The organism is Bacillus sp. FJAT-27916 (assembly GCF_001183965.1).
In the GTDB taxonomy this organism is placed as follows: Bacteria; Bacillota; Bacilli; order Bacillales; family Pradoshiaceae; genus Pradoshia.
The window spans coordinates 407,996-427,263 of the sequence record NZ_LFZV01000001.1 but is presented as its reverse complement, the minus strand read 5'-3'; the positions used below and the strand labels follow the sequence as shown (position 1 = coordinate 427,263).

The window sequence follows — 19,268 nt, the reverse complement described above, 5'->3', positions numbered from 1 at the left end:
GTTAAGGGCGAAACATTCTTTGTATGGGCGAAATCCGAACGGTATAGGCGAAAATACTAGGGTAAGGGCGATAAATCTGGCTTAGGGGATTAAGTCCATATAATTGTGTAAAAAAAGAGAGTCATTTTATTCACTCTTGGCAACACTGTTTTCAGCTACGAAAAATTAGTGGAAAAGAGGAATATAAATGACTCAGTTACAGTTTAACCTTGATATGGACATTTTAAAAGAATCCGTTATTAATTCTAATCTAGATACTGTCATTAAATCGGCGGTTGTATTGGTCTTAAACGAGTACATGGAGAAAGAGAGAGATGAGTTCATCCAAGCCTCGGCTTATGAGCGCACCAACCAGCGACGTGATTTTCGAAACGGCTACTATGATCGTGAGTTGACGATGAGTATCGGCAAGCTTGAGTTGAGGGTTCCCAGAACTCGAAGTGGTGACTTCTCCCCTACGGTCTTCGAGAAATATGCTCGTTGTGACCAAGCCTTCATCTTATCCATGCTGGAAATGGTGATCAATGGAGTCTCTACCCGTAAGGTGACACATATCATCGAACAGCTTTGCGGTGAAAGTGTCTCTAAATCATTTGTTTCTTCTCTTACTCAAAAGTTGGATCCCGTTGTGAACGAGTGGGCAAATAGACCATTAAATATGGATTATTATCCTTATCTTTTCGTGGATGCCATGTACATTAAAGTGCGGGAAAACCATCGGGTTGTATCAAAAGCTGTCTATATAGCGACAGCTATAACGGAGAAAAACAAAAGGGAAATCCTCGGCTTGAGCATAGATCATGTGGAAAGCTTCGAAAGTTGGTCGAGATTTTTCCAACAGCTTAAATCTCGTGGTCTCCAATCCCCAAAACTCGTGATTTCCGATGCACATCAGGGCTTACAGAAAGCCATCCAGCGTGAGTTCATTGGGACTAGCTGGCAAAGATGTAATGTCCATTTTAAGCGCAACATAATCGAGAAGCTTCCCAAAAAGAATTCGGAAGAAATACGGAGCATGATCAAGCGAGTATTCGGAGCTGTAAAAATAGAGGATAGCCGGCGTTTCAAGGAGGAATTAATGAAGCAATTTAGTGACGAACCTAAGTATGAAAAGGCCCTGGAAATACTTGATGATGGATATGAAGATACCATCCAATACATGAGTCATCCCGCGAAGATGCATCCTCATATCCGCAGTACAAACTCACTGGAACGACTAAATCAGGAAGTCCGCAGAAGAGAAAAGGTCATACGGATTTTTCCAAACACCCAATCTGCGTTTCGGTTAGTGGGAGCTGTTTTGATGCATTATCAAGAATCTAGCTATGACAAGAAAAAATCTCTTGGTAAATAGGTCTATTTTAAACTTCCATCCATGATGATTTCACAATCAGTGAAGGTAGTCAAAGGAAAGGACATCTTTGACAACCTTCACTGATTGTGAGCTAGGGAACCATGGAAGTTTCGCTCAAAAAAATGTAGGGGGAAACAACAAACCAATCAAACTAAGTTAGCGGAAAACAGTTGTTTTAGTAATTTACACAAAAGTGAGGACTTGACTGCTTAGGGCGCAGACCGCTCGCCCGCTCCTGAGTAATTCCTCCATAGAAGCACAACCTCTATAAAAAAAGAGCACCCCATCCCAATGGGGTACTCTCCTCCGTTTATCGTTTCTTTTTGCGCCCGGATTTGCGCTTAGCATTAGGGGCGTTTTCATAGAACTTTCTTTTCTTTCTAGGTCCTTTTTTCTCGGAACCTTGGCTGGAGCCTGAACCAGAGCCGGGGCCTTTGCTTCCGCCTCCGCGCTCATTGCGCTTGCCTCCGCCTTTTTGCGGGCGGCCTGAATCCTTGCGCCGGTTCTTGCCTGGCTCAGCTTTAAAGATACGTTTCTCGCCGCGCTCGCGCTGGCGGTTGTCCTTCATGCCGACGATTTCAAAGTCGATCGCACGCTCATCTTTGTTGACATTAATGACACGGACCGTAATCTCATCACCGATGCGGAATACTTTTGCTGTCCGCTCGCCAATCATCGCGTACTGACGGTCATCGAAATGATAATAGTCATCTGTCATATAGCTGACATGGACAAGACCTTCAATCGTGTTGGACAATTCAACAAACATCCCGAAATTCGTGACAGAGCTGATGATGCCGTCGAATTCCTCGCCAATCTTGTCTTCCATGAATTCCGCTTTCTTCAGGTCATCTGTTTCACGTTCAGCATCAACTGCCCGGCGTTCCATGGCAGAACTGTGCTGAGCAATCTCGCCAAGCTTTTCATTCCATTTCTCCTGCGTCTGGCTGCTTAAATCTCCATTGATTAAATAAGTTCTGATTAATCTGTGGACAATTAAGTCAGGGTAACGACGAATCGGCGATGTGAAATGTGTGTAAAAGTCTGTTGATAACCCGAAGTGACCAAGACTCTCTGGGTCATATTTTGCCTGTTGCATAGAACGAAGCATAACGGTTGAGACAACCATTTCCTCCGGCTTTCCTTCCACCGCTTCAATGATTTCCTGAAGGGCACGCGGATGTACCGAATTAGCTGTTCCTCTTACGATATAGCCAAAGTTAACGATAAACTCGAAGAACTTTTGCAGCTTCGCCTCATTCGGCTCTTCATGAATCCGGTATAGGAACGGAACATCCATCCAGTGGAAATGCTCTGCCACCGTTTCATTGGCTGCAAGCATGAATTCTTCAATCAATTTCTCAGCAACCGAACGCGTGCGAATGACAACTTCCGTCGGTTCTCCGTTTTCATCCACAAGGATCTTCGCTTCCTTGAAATCGAAATCGATTGCTCCGCGTCTCATCCGTTTTTGACGCAGAATGGCTGCAAGCTTTTCCATTTCCTCAAACATCGGCACTAATGGTTCGTACTGCTTAATTAATTCCTCATTCTTATCCACAAGGATTTCATTCACATCTGAATAAGTCATCCGTTCTGTTGTCTTGATCACACTTTGGAAAATTTCATGGGAAACAACCGTTCCTTCTGAATCAATCTCCATTTCGCATGATAACGTCAAACGGTCAACCTTTGGATTCAAGGAACAAATTCCGTTGGACAAACGATGTGGAATCATCGGAATAACCCGGTCGACGAGGTACACACTTGTCGCTCTGTCCAAAGCTTCCTTATCAATCGGGGAGCCTTCTGTTACATAGTGAGAAACATCCGCAATATGGACACCAAGCTTATAATTGCCGTTATCAAGACGTGTAACTGTAACCGCATCATCCAAGTCCTTCGCATCCGCGCCATCAATCGTAACGATTGTTTGGCCGCGCAAATCACGGCGGTCCTTCAAATCCTTCTCATCAATCACATCCGGCGTACGGTTCGCTTGTTCAAGCACATCCTCAGGGAATTCCTGCGGCAGCTCAAATTTGTGGATAATAGAGAGGATATCCACACCTGGGTCATTTTTATGTCCTAAGATTTCCACAACTTCTCCCTCAGCAGACATTCTGCCTTCTGGATAAGTAGTGATTTTCACAACAACCTTATGGCCTTCAATGGCGCCATGCTTCGCCTCATTCGGGATGAAGATATCATTTGCCATTTTCTTGTCATCCGGAATGACGAAACCAATTCCTCTTGTTTCGGTATACGTACCGACGACATTCTTGACACCGCGCTCTACGATTTTGACAATGGATCCTTCACGGCGGGCACCTGAGGATTCTCCCGACACCCGTACCATAACGGTATCGCCATGCATCGCATTATTAAGCTCATGCGGCGGGATGAAGATATCATCCATCATGTCTCTCTCTTCAGGAATAACGAAGGCAAAGCCTTTCGCATGGCCGGAAACCTTCCCCTTAACGAGATTCATGCGCTGCGGCAAACCGTAACGATTGGAACGCGTCCTTACGACCTTTCCTCGCTCTTCCATATAAACGAGCGCCTTGACGAAATCCTTAAAATCCTCGGAATCATCAATGCCCATCGCTTCCTCTAATTCTTGTACTGTCATGGGTTTGTAAGCTTCTTCTTTCATATAAGAATATAGCTTGTCTACGAGTTGACGTATATTGTCATCCATTCAAACCCCTCCTTCCTTCACTTCTCTAGATTGAAGGATTAATCAGTCCAATCTAATCCTTCTAAAAATTCGAGTATATCTTTATGAAGTTGATCACGCTCGATATCCGTTGTAATAACATGTCCAGATTCCTCATACCATTTCAAGCTCTTCTGCTCGCTCTTGGCTGAATCATGGATGATGTTCGCGGAATCAACATTAATCATATGGTCATGACGCCCTTGTACGACAAAGAGAGGGACATCCACTTGGCTTACATGGTCCCTGACATCTCCAATTAATTCTTGGAGAGCCTTCAGCGTTTCCATAGGACTCTTCTGGAATTCCTTCATCTCAGCCTCTATCTCACTCTCGCTTTTGCCTTCTCGTTTCTTGTATTCACGGGCATACTCAAGTACCCCTTTATACATCGTTTCTTCACTTTTTATATACATGGGTGCACACATGGGTACGATACCCTTCACAGGTACAGTGTAACCTAATTTCAAGGAAAATACCCCACCTAATGAAAGACCAGCGACGGCAATTTCTTTATGCCCCATCGTACGCAGTTTATCATAGGCTCTCATGACATCCTTCCACCAGTCCATCGGCCCGTAATTCACCAATTCCTCAGGCGGAACTCCGTGACCTCTGTATTGCGGCGCATGGCTTGTGTACCCATTCTTCTCAAGGAAACGGCCAAGCATACGAACATCTGCGCTGCTGCCTGTGAATCCGTGCAAGAGCAGGACAGCCCGGCTTCCTCCCTCAAAAGTAAATGGCTTTGGCTGTGTCAATTTCATGTAACTATCCCCTTTTTGCATTGTATGTATCCTAAGTTTACGATGTACAATCGGCAAAGGCTATTATTTCGCCCCCTCAAACATCAAAAAAGCCCGGCAATTCGCCAGGCTATGTTTGCTTGCTCATATGAAATTACTTGCCGAATAAGGATACAAGTACCGTAAGAACAAAGAATAAAATAGAAAGAACGATTGTGACACGGTGTAAAATCAAATCCAAGCCGCGAGCCTTTTGCTTACCGAAAAGCTGTTCAGCACCGCCGGAAATAGCACCTGATAACCCAGCACTTTTGCCGGATTGAAGCAAGACAACGGCAATTAAACTAATGCACGTAATAACCAATAAAATAATCAGTACAGTATGCAGCACGAACAAATACCTCCTAATTACGGTCTACTCAATATTATCACTTTACCATACCCGCCTTTTTTTCACAATAACAAACCCGAGTGGTACAGGAGTTATTTTCCTCATTGTCGGGTATAAAATAAATAATGACTTCTACTACCCTTCAGAAAGGGGCAATCGGCATGTTTAATTACATCATGAAACGAATTGATTATGTGAACATGGCTGGGTTCTTAGTTGGCGGCTTTATTTTGCTCATCATGCGAGCTGATTATCTCCTAGGCATTCTCCTGCTCATAGCAGGCATTCTATTGCTCTTATCAAAAATGAATGGCTCTATGCCGTTGTACATCCTGACGTACTTTGTCCATTTTTTCTTAATAGGTCTGTTCATTTACAGCCTTTTCATGAACAATGCCTACACCTTAGGCGAGTACGCCCTTATAGCGGCGGCTGCATTAGCTGTGGCGGTCATGGCAATCATCGTTCGAACAAGCACGGGGACGCTGACCTTATTCTGGCTGGCTTTACATAGTTTGATTATCATTCAGGCGTTCATCAGCCCAGGCAGCTTCATGACCGAACTCTGGAGCACCCAATCTGTCCAGCAGGTCTTCCACACCTTCTATCCGCTGCTGATTGCCTTCTTCTTGATTGGCGTATTCTTTGACCGCTTCCAAACGGAACTTAAACGGGAATACCGCAATAAATAGATACAGAAGAGCTGCCTCAAGGCTGGGAGGCAGCTCTTCTTTTAAGAGAGATGAATTTTCATACCGAACGGGTCAATCACTTCATAAATATCGTTAATCTTGGTAACCTCTGCTCCTAGAGCTTTTATTCTCAAGACTGCTTCTTCCCTGTCCTTATCATCTGGATAAACAATCGTGTAATCCTCTAGCCCCGTGCTGTTCGGCGATGCCGCAGGAATATGCTGTCCGTTCCACACATTCAGTCCAATATGGTGATGATACCCGCCGGAGGAAATGAATAAAGCCTGACCGCCATAACGAGTGACCACCTCAAATCCAAGGCCGTCACAATAAAACTTCTCAGCCTCCGCTAAGTCACCGACATGAAGATGAATATGCCCCATAATGGTTCCTTCCGGCAGCCCTTTCCACCCCTCTTTCGTTCCAGCCTGGAGCAAATCACGCGCATTCAGCGGCTCGGTCGTCATATGAACCTCTTTCTCATTCCAAATCCAATTGGAATCATCACGGTCTACATAAACTTCAATGCCATTATCATCAGGATCCTGTAAATAAATCGCTTCACTGACATGATGATCGGATGCCCCAATTCGCACATTCAATTTCACCAAGGATTGAAGAAAATCAGCCAAGTCAGAACGATTAGGCAAAAGAAGCGCAAAATGATATAAGCCTGTTCGATGCGGCTCTTTTGCTGAAACACCTTCCGGCTCAATCAATGTCAGAAGCGGTGTCTTCCCATCTGCCGTCAAGACAGCTCTCTTCTTCTCTCGTTCTAACACACGGAAGCCAATGATTGTTTCATAATATCGAATCGATCCCTCAATATCCATTATCTTTAATTCGAGACTTTCTACATACTTACAAGGCTTTTGATGATAGTTCTTCCCCATTCTCCTCACCCATTTCTTCTTATTTTAGTGTAATTATACAAGCATTGTGCAAGGATTGCGAATGATAAGTTGCTAGCGTTATGATAAAAGACCTAGTTAATTAGGTGCATTTTTCAGAATTTTCTAATACAATTATAGCAATATATTCTCTCGCCGATTAATATAATCAGTAGAGATAAGAAAGAGGGGGTTGATTGGGTGGATTATGCCTTAATAAGTTCAGTTGTTCTGTACATGGTTTTAATGCTTGGGATTGGGTACTTTGCCTTTCGACGTACATCAAACTTAACCGATTATATGCTTGGAGGGAGAAATCTTGGCCCAGCCGTAACGGCTCTCAGTGCCGGTGCTTCTGATATGAGCGGCTGGCTCTTAATGGGACTTCCGGGAGCTATGTATGTTTCAGGGTTGAGCGCTTCATGGATTGCCATCGGTTTAACCATTGGCGCATGGGCAAACTGGCTGTACGTTGCACCTAGACTGCGTGTTTATACACAGCTAGCGAATGATTCTATCACGATTCCAGGTTATTTAGAGAACCGCTTCAGCGATACCTCTAAAATGCTCCGCCTTATTTCAGGATTGGTCATCATGATTTTCTTCACCTTTTATGTCTCCTCAGGAATGGTCTCAGGTGGTGTCCTTTTTCAAAGTACCTTTGGCCTGAGCTATCATACAGGCCTGATCATTGTCAGCCTCGTCGTTATTGCCTACACTTTATTTGGCGGATTTCTAGCCGTAAGCTGGACAGATTTTGTTCAGGGTCTCATCATGTTCATCGCTCTTATTCTCGTTCCTATCGTTACCCTTATTGAAGTTGGCGGCATGGGGGAAACCATCGAAACGGTTGAATCCATTAATCCGGCACTAATGGATATATTTAAAGGAACTACCATGCTTGGTTTACTATCCTCTGTCGCATGGGGTCTTGGCTATTTCGGCCAGCCGCATATTATTGTCCGCTTCATGGCTATTCAATCGGTGAAAGAAATCAAGAAAGCACGCCGGATTGGAATGGGCTGGATGATTTTCTCCATTATCGGTGCCATGCTGACAGGGCTAATCGGAATCGCCTATTTCGCGAAGAATGGACCTAAACTCAGCAATCCTGAGACAGTCTTCATTATGTTAGGCGAAATTTTATTCCATCCGATTATCACCGGCTTTTTAATCTCTGCCATCTTGGCTGCCATCATGAGCACCATTTCTTCACAGCTTCTTGTCACTTCCAGCTCCTTAACAGAAGACATTTATAAAACATTCGTCAGACGCTCAGCGACAGATCAAGAACTCGTTTTCTTCGGCAGACTATCCGTATTGCTCGTTGCCGTTGTCGCTTTATTTCTATCCTGGGAGAAAAACGCCACCATCCTTAATCTCGTTGGGTATGCATGGGCTGGCTTCGGCTCTTCATTCGGCCCGCTCATTTTGCTAAGCCTATTCTGGAAACGGATGACCAAATGGGGAGCATTAGCAGGGATTCTCGGCGGAGCAATTACCGTAATCGCCTGGTCGAGCTTCGGGTTATCAGATACCCTCTATGAAATGATCCCTGGATTTGGTGTCAGTCTCTTGGCCATTGTCGTTGTCAGCCTGCTGACAGCTAAACCAAAGAAAGAGATTGAAGAACAATTTGATGAGTTCAAACAATTAATCAAGCCATAATCATCTAGCTGCCCGGAGTACTGGGCAGCTATTTTTCATCCTTTAGCAGGGGCTATTTTGCTCCAAGAACTGTTGCACGACCTGAATAAATCGTTCCGGCTCGTCCAGGTCAGGAAAATGCGCACTATGGTAAAAAGGGTGAAAACAGCTGTTTGGGAGGTGATGATGAATGAGCTTAGAAAGGGGTATTCCTGTATTATAATCATGAATCCCCGCAATAATCAGCGTTTCCTGCCCTATTCGGCCTAACCGATTCACTAATGGCTCATCCCTTGTTTCATTTTGTAGTATGCCCATCATGTGTCCCGTGTTGACAAGCCCGCTTTTCTCCCATAAGGAGCGATTCATACGGGCCTTTTCTTGATTCTGAAATAAGAGACGGTCAACCGCTTTTGAATCAGCCAGATTCCAGACTAGCTCATATAAATCCGCCACCGGTAGCTCCTGGCGAATCAGTTCATTTATTTCCTTCAATATAGGAACATCAACGACTGACATGAACCCGGCAATTTGCAGAACCTTCCCGATATTCAGCTCCAACAAACTCGGCCCAGACAATACGAGCCTCCCAATCTCTTCAGGCATCATATAGGCAATCTCCAGCGCAAGCTCACCGCCAAAGGAATATCCTAAGAGGTCAACCTTTTCATGACCGAGCCATTTCTTGATTAAATGAAAATCTGAAACAAGCTGTTCCATTCGATAATCGGTATCAAGGGCTGGCTTTGCACTCCTGCCGCAGCCTCGTTGTTCATAGTAAATGACCGTTTGCTTCTTTGAAAGAAGAGGTCCTGTCGTATGCTCAAAGGTGTAATGATTGCCTCCCGGCCCGCCATGCAGAATAACAAGGGGTGTTGTCTCATGTTCCGCCCCTTCAATCTTGACCCAATGCTTGATGGAATGAACATCCACCTCATATATCCCATTCTCCATCATTCATCCCTCCCACATAAATCATTCGTTGATTCTAGCCATAACTCCTCTAAATTAGACGAAAACAGCCGAGAGCAATTGCTGCTCTCGGCTGTTGATCTATTATTTATTTAACGGTGACCTTGGTCGCCTTGCTCTTATTCTTCGCTTTGTCGTAAGCATACACACTCAAGGCAGTTCCTTTTTTCTGTGCCTTAATGGCTAACGTATAGCTTCCCTTCGAATTGACCGTTGCTGTCTTCAATAGCGTACTGCCGCGATAGATCTTCACCGTTGCATTCTTTTCTGCTGTCCCGGTCACCTTTGTCGTCTTGCTTGTCACTTTATTGACCTTTGGCGCGGCAGGAGGTGTCTTATCGATGACGGTCATTGTCTTGCCTGAGCTGTAATTACCTGCTGCATCCCTGGCTTTCAAGACAATCTTTGTACCAGCTTTCTTCTTGGAGATGGCAATGGAATACTTGCCCGTACTACTGTTGGCCTTAGCATTTCCGATTGATTTTCCGCTCACATACGCATAAACCCTTGAGCCTTTTTCAGCCGTTCCCGTGATGACGGTGTCGTTGTCATCGATTGTGTTGGCTTTTGGGGTATTTGGCGGAGTTTTATCGATGACGGTCATTATCTTGCCTGCGCTGTAATTACCTGCTGCATCCCTGGCTTTCAAGACAACCTTTGTACCAGCCTTCTTCTTGGAGATAGCAATGGAATACTTGCCCGTACTGCTATTGGCCTTGGCATTTCCGATTGATTTTCCGCTCACATACGCATAAACCCTTGAGCCTTTTTCAGCCGTTCCCGTGATGACCGTGTCATTGTCATCAATCGTGTTAACCTTTGGAACAGCCGGCTTCGTTCCATCTGTTACCGTAATGGTCCTCTTTTCATGAATAAGACCCTGCCCATCCTTTAATAGGAAGGTCAGCTTCGTCCCTTGTTTAAGCTTGCTGCTGATTTTGAGAGAATAGTTCTCGTTGGCAGCGGAAATTCCTCTGCTCTTCACTTTATCCGAACCAGTCACTGTAATGGAATATCCTTTTGCTACATTCCCTGTCACAGCAGTTGACTGGTCAGTCACTTTATTAACCGTAAAGATGGATTTCGCTAAATAACCGGAAGAGACGTATCCTTTCTCACCGCTATTTGTCTTCACTGGATACCATACAAATTGATTCTTACTTGTCTTGGTCTCATCATAGACGAAATTTCCGGTGATGGTCAAAACGGTACCTTTCGAAAGGGTTTTAAGTTCCTTGACTGATGTTCCCGGCGTTTTCCTTAGCTTCACACTATCTGTTGTTACCGCCTTGCTGTTCACAGAAAACCCAGCATGTGATGTTGTAATGACAGTTGATAATGTATATAGTTTCTTTTTGAAGACAATATTCTTTGTAGTAGTTGAATCATATTCAAAGTCATTCACTGTAAACGGGTATCTTCCCAAAGTTCTCCCCGCAAGTAAGTGATCACGTAAGTCTTGAAAGACTTTTTCCTGATAGGCCTCGCTGTTTACTGCACCTGTAGCCTTATACAACGGACTATTCGCAGGCTTTGTCCCGTTATAGGCCATCACTGGAAAGTACCAGTTCTCGATAACTGAACTGGATGCTCCTTTAATCTTCGGGAGATCTCCTCTTTTATACATGCTGGCTAATGTCTTTGCCCCAGCTTGAATATTATACGCGATATCATTCTTCAAACTTGTCTGATTATATTCTGGCTTATTCGTGATTTGCATAATACCAATTCCGCCGTCACTTGAAACATAAGGCTTTCCGTTAACAAACTGTCTCCAACCTGATTCTTCCCACGCAACCGCCTTAAGTACCTCAGGCGGAATTCCATTCTCGATTGCCGCGGCAGTCAGCAGACGATTTATTTCCTGAAAGTTTGGATTCGTATTCTCCGCAGCTGACGCATTATTCCATCCTATTCCGATAACCAACATAACCAATAAGAACGTTCGCAATAGAAATGACTTCACTTTTTCCTAATCTCCTCGCTAAGTAAACTACGAATATTCTAACACAGGAGAATAGGATAAATATTACATTGATGTTAAATTTTATATTTTCAGAGATTCTAGAAAATGGGCTAGTGCGGCACCAGGCTCTTCACCCGATACAATTGGGATAATGCCCCGCTCGCGCAGAATTCTTTCTTTAATGGGATTCTCACCTGCCATAAATATATAGCTTTTCGGTCGAATATGACCGAAGCTTGATTCATCCCATTGTTTCTGCAGTTTATACAGCATGTAGCGAATATTGATATCTGATAAGCTGTATCCGATGAACAGGAGCGATTTCTGCAAGGAATCCAAGCGGAGCTTAATGTCGATGGGGGTTTCGAAATCCAGCCGGTTAAAGTAATTGGATTCTGTTAGGACAAGAGAGGCGTCGTCATCAAAGTCACCATGGAATTTAATGATTTGCGTCACATCCGGTTTAATACTCGGGATATCGGCTACATTGGTGATTTTCACGTATTCCTCCCCATAATGGTCGAACGCATTCTCCAGCCATCGATCGAAATTGGTTGTATAAATAATCGGAAATCCAAGCTCGATGATAAGCTTATAAATAGTCGATTGGCTAATATCAATATGGGGGTTATGCCATTGTCGATCCATCCAGCTACGCAATCCGCCTAGTGATCCCTTCTGCAAATAATAGTACTCCGCCAGCAGCAGGAAATCACTGTTTCCCAATGCCTTAAAGGCTTCTCGGTCGAAATCGAGCAAATGAGCCATCTGGGCAATCATCTCTGAATAGGTGGGCAGGCCAAGATTTTTCGGCACACCAGAACCGATGAACAGAATGACTTCCTTATTCTTGATTGCTTTTGCCAGCTCCATGATCAACTTATCGAATCCCTCCTTCATTCTCTACAACATATGTATGACCCTATTAAGAAAACTAGACTGCCTAAATAGGCAGTCTAATTAAGCCCTTCACCCGCTGCTATTGCAGGTATTTGGCTTTACACTTAGATTTTCTTGATAGAGACAGCTGAACCAGTGCCTGCATACGTGAACGTAATGTTCCCATTGCCATTAGCCCAAGTAAGCACACTATCTGATAGACTCACAAAGCTTCCAGTACCAATCGTGTCATCACCGGCATACACCTTGATTTTGTCTCCCAATGTTAAATTATCCTCTGGTCTCATTTACATTTCCTCCTTAGTTCTTATTCTAGATATATATATTTACCGCAAGTCCTTTTTGACAAGGCACTCTCCCATTTTCAAAGGAAAACTTCAGATATTTATCAGAACTTTATTTTCGATTTACCTAGAGCACGCGGGGAGTTCGAGGGATGCGCCTATCTCCGCCGACAATCAAATAAAAAAGGCAGCTGCTCATGATACATAAGCTGCTGCCTAATCCATTACTTCTGCTCCTTAGATAGCGTTTCTTCTACTGCTGCTAATTTCTTTTTGACTTCTTCTATTAATTCCTCGCTGCTCTCCTCGCTTGATTCCAAAGTAAAATAAGCAACAGAGCTGCTTTCCTCAGATTCCGTTTCGATATCCTCTGCTGGTTTCTCCATCTCAATTAATTGAGGAATGGCTTCTTCCATATGGCTTATCTCTTGTGGCTCAGTGAATAGAGGAGAAAAATTGTCTATAGTGCCCGCTTCCTCCGGTTTGTTCAGCGGCGGCACACTCGCCTCGATGCCCATATCCTCCACTCTGGCAAGCTGCGGATTGTTCTCTTTTGACGGAGCTTCATTTTCTGCCTTTGTGACCTTTTCAGCTGATTGGTTTGTATTTTTCTTATCAGATGCGGTTTTCATTTTGTTTTCTGAGGTACTAGTGTCGCTGCCGATCTTTCTTATCCCAAGGTTTCCTCCAATATATTGAAAGGACACATGATTCTTCGCGTCTATCCAGATGAGTACATCATCAGTTGTTGCTAGAAAGGAGCCTGTTTCTTTATAAGGTTCAGCACCAGCATATAGCTGAAGTCGGTCACCAGGCTTAAACATCATGTTCAAAATGTCTGAGATTGAACCGAGCGGCAAGGATGATTTTGAAGAGGTTAGCCCTTCATTTGGCTGTGTATGTTCTTGATCCACTCTTAGCTCCTCCTTTCCCAAAGACTTTTTATATAGTATGCGCCCTGAGTAGAACCGTCTGAATCATATGCCTATACACATGAAATAGTTACGGGGATAAGATACATTTTCACTAGCATAGCTGCCTATTTTACTAGATGAACGTCACTATGCAAGAGATTTCCCCATACCTTATAACAACAGAAAGGAGGTCATGTAATGGCAACCTGTATCCTTTATATCAATTCTTCCATTAAACCTGTTGTTTTTTCCCCGTCAGCTATCTATATGAATGATCCCAGCTACCGGATAACTGATTGCTCCGGGCAGCCCTTATTTCAATCGAGAATATGGCAGCAGCTGATGAACCCCAATCGATTAAAGGCTAAGAAGAACTCATCACCTTCCATAGAGACAGTCCAGATAGCAGCCGCTCCAGTCAAGGGCAGCAGCCTGGCAAAAAAGCGTGTTAGACGGTTCCCCCGTTCACTAGCCCGCTTGTTTGAGCAGACGGCAAGGCAGGATTTCCTCTACCAGCAGCAGCTTTCCTTCAATCGTTTACGTGCATTGAAAATCCAACAGCAAAGCACCAGCCCATATCAGGTTAAAAAAGAACCCGATCATCCAGCTCTGCCGGAAGCTGCTTCCTTACAAACACCTTTACCAATAAAGAACCATGCCATTTCTCCGCCGCAGCAGTCATCATCTCCTGAGGTGACAGTCCCGCTTGAACAATTGGAGCTCTCATTAGAAGCAGATAGGCAGACAGCTCCAATAACAGAGGAGCAAGAAATAACTGCCGCTCGAGTCGTTGAGGAAAAAGTGACTGAGCATACGGTAGCCAGCGGTTTCAAAACAGGTGACAGGATTTCTCTTTCCTATGGTTCAGCCAAGATTGGGGAAGGGCATTTCATTCAGGCGGGTTCAAACTACCTAGTGTGGGAATATGACGGGGATATGCGTCTCCAATACATTGGAGATGGAATCCACATCGAGAAGCTGTAAGGAGAATTCCACTATTAACCTTTCACACATGCATAAAGGCTTGTATATACTGTTGACAAGTAACTGATTAGAAGCACGGCTCATCCGGCAAGAAAGCTTATGCGCATAACGGCGCTATTTTCTCGCCTTCCTTTTAACCAATTCTCGGACAACCATGCCTACTACATAACAAAGGAAGGAGGAATGAACCATGCCTGCCAGTGCTTTCGTTCTCGACTTAAGCCCATGCGGCATCGGCATCATCAGGAGCCTTGCTTCCATGGGGGTTCAAGTGCATGGCTATGATTGCCCCGAGAAATACAAAAAAGGACGTACACGGTTTGCAGACTGCAAGCCATGTCCTGACCCTCTAACACAGGATGAGTTCCTTCTGCAATTCCTTCTGAAGGAACGAGAACTCTTTCATGAAAACCCTATATTGCTCGCCGGTTCAGATGAATTCCTTCAATTCATATCGAAATATCGGGCAAGACTGTCCAAGCACTTCCTCTTTCTATTGCCTGACTCCTTATTAGTCGATTCCATCATTGATAAACGGCAGCTCATCCCCATAATCAAGGAGAAACAAATAGATGCTCCAAAGACATTCATTGTTCATAATCCCTTGCGCTATCGAACCATCTTACGCGACATCAAGTTCCCCTGTGTCTTAAAGCCAGTATTCGGGTATGAATTTCGCAAGCATCTCAATCGGAAAGTGATTGTCATCGAGAATCTCCATCAACTCCGCAGAAATCTATTTCAGTACAGCACGTTTGGCGAATTGCTGATTCAGGAAATTGTCGCTGGACCCGATGAAGCCATTTATCAGGTTGGCGCACTTTATGACGGGGAAAAGCGGCTTAAGGCAGCTTTTATGGGGCGGAAACTGGATCAGTATCCTGCGGAATATGGATCAGGCACGTTAGTTGAAAGCATCATAGAGGAGGAGGTGCTGGCAGAGGGGCTCCGCATCCTCGAGTTATTCAACGTGGTGGGGATTGCAGCAGTTGAACTCAAGAGGGACGTCACTGATGGCAAATTGAAATTCCTTGGCATCAACACAAGGCCTTGGCTCTGGCACAGCCTTGCGACAAGATGTGAGGTTAACCTTCCCTATCTTTATTATTTAACCTTGATAGACAAGCCATTTAAATCTGTCTTAGATCAGCAAGAGGGGATTCAATGGGTTCATCTTGTCCCCTATTTTCTCTCAGCTAGAGAAAAACGGAAAACCAAAAAAATCACCTGGTTTAAATGGGTTCGAACCTTGTTCAAACCGAAGGAATTTGCCCTCTTCAGATGGACAGATCCAATGCCGGCCATTCGTTATGGTCTTTCTAATCTGCTGACGGAATGGAGGACCAAGAGAACACTGCGAAGAATGAATCCAAAATGAAAGCCCCTAACTCCAATGGATTTAGGGGCCTCTCTATGAATTTCATCAGAACAGGTGCATGATTAAAAAGAAAATAGGCGGAACCGCCAATGCGGGCAGTAAATTTAATGTCTTGAATTTCTTGATATCAAGAATGCTCAAGCCGGATGCGAGAATCAGCAGCCCTCCTACAATAGACACTTCATTCAAAAGGTCTGTACTTAGCGAGGCCTCCATGAGACCTGCCAATACATAAATAGACCCTTGCCATAGAAACAAAACGACAGCCGCTATCGCAATGCCGATTCCAAATGCAGAGGCTAGTACGATGGAGGTAATCCCATCAAGCATCCCATTTGCCATTAAATACGTATAATTCTTATTCAGAGCTGCCTCGATTGGACCAAGAATCGATAATGTCCCAATACAAAATAACAAAATTGCTGTCGACAGCCCCTCTGCCAAACGACCGCTTGAATACCTGTTCACGAGTGTAGTAAATCTCGCATCCAAATCCAGTCTTTGTCCGAGCAGGCCTCCGGCAGCCAAGCTCACGATGAACAGGACAGGATATTGGCTGAGAGGCAAATACTGAACAACGGCATTGATTCCAAGCCCCATTGCGGCTAATCCCATCGCATTCATGAGAATGGCATGATACTCATCCTTAATCCCCTTCTTAAAGATACTCCCGATTATGCTCCCCGCTATAATCATGGCTACATTGAATAGTGTGCCGTACATATAATCTGCTTCTCCTTCTATGTATCCGAATAATAATGGGTATTCCCATTTAATCTTACCGTACATTTCTGACATATAGCATCAATAAAAACCTATTAATGATGAATGTTGACATTAAAATATTGTTGATTAACAGACTAAAAAAAGAAAAACCCCTGAAACCAGCGCGTCCGCCTGTTCAGGGGTTCTCAGCAATAGCTGTTCAGCTATTATTTTTTAAGGTTGTAGAAAGATGCAAGACCTTTGTATTCAGCTAAATCGCCAAGCTCGTCTTCGATGCGAAGAAGTTGGTTGTATTTCGCGATACGGTCTGTATAACTTTTATAATCAATCAGCTAAACCTTGATAAATCAACGTTTGTATGCTTCCAGAAGTCAGATTTTCTTCCTCTGTACGTAATAATCCTACCATGTTTAAGATATATGAACAAGTATATGGATGGAAAAGTTCACGGAAGATTTACTTCTTCATTTAGGTGTTACACGTTGGAGGGCTTTTTTCAGTTAACAAAATGTACACTTGATAAACACCTAATTTAACAAGGATACATCTTTTATTCCATTGAATCCCCCAAAGTCATCACATTAGTATCTCAAATCTATAATTCATAAAGAACAATATATCAATACCCTATAACAATAGTTTCAACTTCATTGATAATCTCATTAGGTATCGTGCTTATAGATAACAAATAAACTTTATTCAAACGTGGATTAAAGATTCCTAGGTTTTTAATTTGTTTGAATTCAGGGTGAATAGAATGAACACCCATCAAATAATAAATAAGTAATTGCAATGTATGCTTATTAGTTGGTGCTGTTTTTGAAACTTTAAAATCCCACAAGGTGCTTTCTGTCAAAAAATCACCATCACCTGTATCAATAAGAGACGTATATCCACCTTTAAAAGTAAAACTATCCTTTATTACAGGTCCATAAAGTTTGAAGAAACTCAGTCCCCTATTCACCATAATTCTTATATTCGAAATAGTTTCTTTATCAGGATTAATAAGCTCTACTGGTTTAAAGCCTAACATTCCCGCACGATATGCTACATCATACCCTACCACTTTACATGCACATTCAATTGAAGTATCATCTGTACCCTTTATATGGTGTATTAAATCGTACGCTAATTCAAACTCTCCTACGTTAGTTGCTCCCATCAATGAAACTCCAAATGCTTCCTCAATTGGTGTGCCACTTAAAAACCTTGTAAGATAATCTACTGCTAAGCCAATTAAACTACTGTGAATATTTTCACTTTCGTTTAAAGTTTCAGTATCCAATAAATCTGTAACAACAAAATCTTTTGGTTTTATATAACCTCCCCTAGGTTGTTTAACCTGGGATATTCTCCGAGTAACCGAAACCATCAAAACCACCCCTTAAGTGTATTTTTTCATTTTAAAGAATTTGTATAATTTTAATACTATTTCACATTTTTAGCAAACTAGGTGCATTTATCCTGATAAACAAAAAAGGACAGAAGCCATTCAGCCACTGTCCTAGTTCACTTTCTTTAACTCATAGAGACTCATTAACTTTCTTTCTCCACCATAGTTAACGTGCATTACCTTCCCTGTATCTATACGCTTATACCCAGCCCTCTGAAGGTCATAGTTCATAGACAGATAATAAACTTCTCCTGATCCTAATTGAACGGCTTCCACCTCACAGCCGTCAATCCAATCTATATAGACCTTTGGAGGAGCTTCTTGTGAAGTTTTTGTTATCTTATATTCCATTTCTCTTCACCCCTTCCTCTGCTAACTTAACGCCCAACATATCAGCCAATATCAAAACAAACAACCAACTCACAATGACAACCTTCTTTCTGTTCAATAGGGTTAATACACGCTTCTAGTTTCCAATAACCTTCATCAGTTAGATAAAGAGTTGAACAACTTGTTCTGAACTCCCTCCCTCTTATCTTCAGCTTTGTTCCATCTTTATACCTCTTTGCTGTTCCCATCATAGAAGAGGAGGCGGGGGCTTCTATCTCCCCTCCAGCATGGCTGAGAACAACTTTTCCCCTTTCCTCTTTTGGAAGAAAGGTCTCAGCGATAGGGAAGATAGCCACCCCTTCAAGTCCATCAATGCTTAACAAACCTTCAGGCTCAACGACAAACCTCATCAATCCTCTTCTCCTTCCAATAGTTCAATATCATCCTCAGTAAGCTCCACCATGTTCTTGAGTTCCTCTACAGTTATGATTTCTCGTCTTGGCTTATCATCATGAGTTATTGTCCCGTTAATTGTGATATTGTTCTGAGCCATTCCATACGCTTTGGTTAAGTGTTCCAAAGCCTTCAAACGGGCTAAGGTTGGAGCTGGGATCGTTTCTTTCTTGCCTGTTTTAGCGTTGATGATAACGTCTGTAGCCTCTCCCCTCACAATGTCCGATAAGTGGACTAGCACCTCTTCCACGGAAGCAATCTCTTCACTCGTCCAATACTTGTGATGTTCTTTTATGAAGCCATTAACGTCTGGACGATTCAGGAGACTCCAGCCGTGCTTACTTGTGTATCCCGCCCTTTTAGAAGCCTCTGGCACACTCCCTGTAAGGAGATAATTATGGACAAAGGCTCTCTGTCTATCGTTCAAAGGTCTAAAACTATTTAAGGCTTCCACTGTCTCAGGGGAAACCTCGTTTACTTCCATTACATGATTCCTAGTTACTTCTGGCATATCATTTCGTCCTTT

General features: G+C 43.4%; 19 protein-coding genes and 1 pseudogene. 5 read left to right on the top strand and 15 right to left on the bottom strand.

What is annotated here, in order from left to right; translation table 11 throughout:
- Positions 1-187 precede the first annotated feature (187 nt).
- Positions 188-1,354, top strand: coding sequence for an IS256 family transposase (locus tag AC622_RS01970; RefSeq protein ID WP_049669540.1), 1,167 nt, complete (start codon positions 188-190; stop codon positions 1,352-1,354).
- Between the two features lie 310 nt (positions 1,355-1,664).
- On the opposite strand, the gene rnr is transcribed toward AC622_RS01970, so the two are convergent.
- The 3 genes from rnr to secG form a co-directional block, all read right to left on the bottom strand.
- A complete protein-coding gene (gene rnr, locus AC622_RS01965) occupies positions 1,665-4,058 on the bottom strand; it encodes a ribonuclease R (RefSeq protein WP_049669539.1) in 2,394 nt (797 codons plus the stop codon).
- 38 nt (positions 4,059-4,096) lie between these two features.
- Positions 4,097-4,843 carry an alpha/beta hydrolase gene (locus AC622_RS01960; RefSeq protein WP_049669538.1) on the bottom strand — a complete coding sequence of 249 codons (747 nt, stop codon included), beginning with the start codon at positions 4,841-4,843 and terminating at the stop codon, positions 4,097-4,099.
- A gap of 133 nt (positions 4,844-4,976) precedes the next feature.
- Complete coding sequence (gene secG, locus AC622_RS01955) at positions 4,977-5,210, bottom strand: preprotein translocase subunit SecG (RefSeq protein ID WP_049672739.1); 234 nt, start codon at positions 5,208-5,210, stop codon at positions 4,977-4,979.
- 164 nt (positions 5,211-5,374) lie between these two features.
- On the opposite strand from secG, the gene AC622_RS01950 reads away from it, so the two are divergent.
- Positions 5,375-5,905: a hypothetical protein gene (locus tag AC622_RS01950; protein ID WP_049669537.1), complete on the top strand. Its 531-nt coding sequence runs from the start codon at positions 5,375-5,377 to the stop codon at positions 5,903-5,905.
- A gap of 41 nt (positions 5,906-5,946) precedes the next feature.
- Here the strand turns inward: AC622_RS01950 and AC622_RS01945 are convergent, their stop codons facing one another.
- Positions 5,947-6,798 (bottom strand): VOC family protein, encoded by an 852-nt coding sequence (locus AC622_RS01945; RefSeq protein ID WP_049669536.1) that lies wholly within the window; start codon positions 6,796-6,798, stop codon positions 5,947-5,949.
- A 198-nt stretch (positions 6,799-6,996) separates the two neighbouring features.
- On the opposite strand from AC622_RS01945, the gene putP reads away from it, so the two are divergent.
- Complete coding sequence (gene putP / locus AC622_RS01940) at positions 6,997-8,463, top strand: sodium/proline symporter PutP (protein ID WP_082196983.1); 1,467 nt, start codon at positions 6,997-6,999, stop codon at positions 8,461-8,463.
- Positions 8,464-8,505: 42 nt separating this feature from the next.
- Here putP and AC622_RS01935 read toward each other — a convergent pair whose 3' ends face one another.
- The 5 genes from AC622_RS01935 to AC622_RS01915 form a co-directional block, all read right to left on the bottom strand.
- Positions 8,506-9,399 (bottom strand): alpha/beta fold hydrolase, encoded by an 894-nt coding sequence (locus AC622_RS01935; protein ID WP_082196982.1) that lies wholly within the window; start codon positions 9,397-9,399, stop codon positions 8,506-8,508.
- 103 nt (positions 9,400-9,502) lie between these two features.
- Positions 9,503-11,380, bottom strand: coding sequence for an Ig-like domain-containing protein (locus AC622_RS21145; RefSeq protein WP_053103702.1), 1,878 nt, complete (start codon positions 11,378-11,380; stop codon positions 9,503-9,505).
- An 81-nt stretch (positions 11,381-11,461) separates the two neighbouring features.
- The gene (locus AC622_RS01925) at positions 11,462-12,253 is read right to left on the bottom strand and encodes an SIR2 family protein (protein ID WP_231589574.1); all 792 of its coding nucleotides are present in this window, start codon (positions 12,251-12,253) and stop codon (positions 11,462-11,464) included.
- A gap of 131 nt (positions 12,254-12,384) precedes the next feature.
- Positions 12,385-12,567, bottom strand: a complete 183-nt coding sequence (locus tag AC622_RS01920; protein WP_049669534.1) for a hypothetical protein — start codon at positions 12,565-12,567, stop codon at positions 12,385-12,387.
- Between the two features lie 221 nt (positions 12,568-12,788).
- Positions 12,789-13,478 carry a hypothetical protein gene (locus AC622_RS01915; protein ID WP_049669533.1) on the bottom strand — a complete coding sequence of 230 codons (690 nt, stop codon included), beginning with the start codon at positions 13,476-13,478 and terminating at the stop codon, positions 12,789-12,791.
- A gap of 198 nt (positions 13,479-13,676) precedes the next feature.
- Between AC622_RS01915 and AC622_RS01910 the strand changes: the two genes are divergently transcribed.
- Entirely contained in the window at positions 13,677-14,462 is a 786-nt protein-coding gene (locus tag AC622_RS01910; RefSeq protein ID WP_049669532.1) for a hypothetical protein, read from the top strand.
- Positions 14,463-14,652: 190 nt separating this feature from the next.
- Positions 14,653-15,840, top strand: a complete 1,188-nt coding sequence (locus AC622_RS01905; RefSeq protein ID WP_049669531.1) for a carboxylate--amine ligase — start codon at positions 14,653-14,655, stop codon at positions 15,838-15,840.
- Between the two features lie 45 nt (positions 15,841-15,885).
- On the opposite strand, the gene AC622_RS01900 is transcribed toward AC622_RS01905, so the two are convergent.
- The 6 genes and pseudogenes from AC622_RS01900 to AC622_RS01880 all read right to left on the bottom strand — a co-directional run bounded on the left by AC622_RS01900 (position 15,886) and on the right by AC622_RS01880 (position 19,253).
- Positions 15,886-16,563 carry a DUF554 domain-containing protein gene (locus AC622_RS01900; RefSeq protein WP_049669530.1) on the bottom strand — a complete coding sequence of 226 codons (678 nt, stop codon included), beginning with the start codon at positions 16,561-16,563 and terminating at the stop codon, positions 15,886-15,888.
- 209 nt (positions 16,564-16,772) lie between these two features.
- A pseudogene (locus AC622_RS20465) lies at positions 16,773-16,883 on the bottom strand (hypothetical protein); the annotation flags it as partial.
- Positions 16,884-17,185: 302 nt separating this feature from the next.
- Positions 17,186-17,938 (bottom strand): hypothetical protein, encoded by a 753-nt coding sequence (locus AC622_RS01895; protein WP_049669529.1) that lies wholly within the window; start codon positions 17,936-17,938, stop codon positions 17,186-17,188.
- A 132-nt stretch (positions 17,939-18,070) separates the two neighbouring features.
- The gene (locus AC622_RS01890) at positions 18,071-18,310 is read right to left on the bottom strand and encodes a hypothetical protein (RefSeq protein ID WP_049669528.1); all 240 of its coding nucleotides are present in this window, start codon (positions 18,308-18,310) and stop codon (positions 18,071-18,073) included.
- Positions 18,311-18,351: 41 nt separating this feature from the next.
- The gene (locus tag AC622_RS01885) at positions 18,352-18,699 is read right to left on the bottom strand and encodes a hypothetical protein (RefSeq protein WP_049669527.1); all 348 of its coding nucleotides are present in this window, start codon (positions 18,697-18,699) and stop codon (positions 18,352-18,354) included.
- The gene (locus AC622_RS01880; protein WP_049669526.1) at positions 18,699-19,253 is read right to left on the bottom strand and encodes a terminase small subunit; all 555 of its coding nucleotides are present in this window, start codon (positions 19,251-19,253) and stop codon (positions 18,699-18,701) included. Before AC622_RS01880 ends, AC622_RS01885 begins: the two co-directional genes overlap by 1 nt.
- Positions 19,254-19,268 lie beyond the last annotated feature (15 nt).

What these genes read in the sequence shown, in the direction of transcription:
- AC622_RS01970 (WP_049669540.1), top strand. Translation starts at nt 188, where the DNA reads ATGACTCAGTTACAGTTTAACCTTGATATGGACATTTTAAAAGAATCC.
- rnr (WP_049669539.1), bottom strand. Translation starts at nt 4,058, where the DNA reads ATGGATGACAATATACGTCAACTCGTAGACAAGCTATATTCTTATATG.
- AC622_RS01960 (WP_049669538.1), bottom strand. Translation starts at nt 4,843, where the DNA reads ATGAAATTGACACAGCCAAAGCCATTTACTTTTGAGGGAGGAAGCCGG.
- AC622_RS01950 (WP_049669537.1), top strand. Translation starts at nt 5,375, where the DNA reads ATGTTTAATTACATCATGAAACGAATTGATTATGTGAACATGGCTGGG.
- AC622_RS01945 (WP_049669536.1), bottom strand. Translation starts at nt 6,798, where the DNA reads ATGGGGAAGAACTATCATCAAAAGCCTTGTAAGTATGTAGAAAGTCTC.
- AC622_RS01935 (WP_082196982.1), bottom strand. Translation starts at nt 9,399, where the DNA reads ATGATGGAGAATGGGATATATGAGGTGGATGTTCATTCCATCAAGCAT.
- AC622_RS01925 (WP_231589574.1), bottom strand. Translation starts at nt 12,253, where the DNA reads ATGGAGCTGGCAAAAGCAATCAAGAATAAGGAAGTCATTCTGTTCATC.
- AC622_RS01920 (WP_049669534.1), bottom strand. Translation starts at nt 12,567, where the DNA reads ATGAGACCAGAGGATAATTTAACATTGGGAGACAAAATCAAGGTGTAT.
- AC622_RS01910 (WP_049669532.1), top strand. Translation starts at nt 13,677, where the DNA reads ATGGCAACCTGTATCCTTTATATCAATTCTTCCATTAAACCTGTTGTT.
- AC622_RS01905 (WP_049669531.1), top strand. Translation starts at nt 14,653, where the DNA reads ATGCCTGCCAGTGCTTTCGTTCTCGACTTAAGCCCATGCGGCATCGGC.
- AC622_RS01900 (WP_049669530.1), bottom strand. Translation starts at nt 16,563, where the DNA reads ATGTACGGCACACTATTCAATGTAGCCATGATTATAGCGGGGAGCATA.
- AC622_RS01895 (WP_049669529.1), bottom strand. Translation starts at nt 17,938, where the DNA reads ATGGTTTCGGTTACTCGGAGAATATCCCAGGTTAAACAACCTAGGGGA.
- AC622_RS01890 (WP_049669528.1), bottom strand. Translation starts at nt 18,310, where the DNA reads ATGGAATATAAGATAACAAAAACTTCACAAGAAGCTCCTCCAAAGGTC.
- AC622_RS01885 (WP_049669527.1), bottom strand. Translation starts at nt 18,699, where the DNA reads ATGAGGTTTGTCGTTGAGCCTGAAGGTTTGTTAAGCATTGATGGACTT.
- AC622_RS01880 (WP_049669526.1), bottom strand. Translation starts at nt 19,253, where the DNA reads ATGCCAGAAGTAACTAGGAATCATGTAATGGAAGTAAACGAGGTTTCC.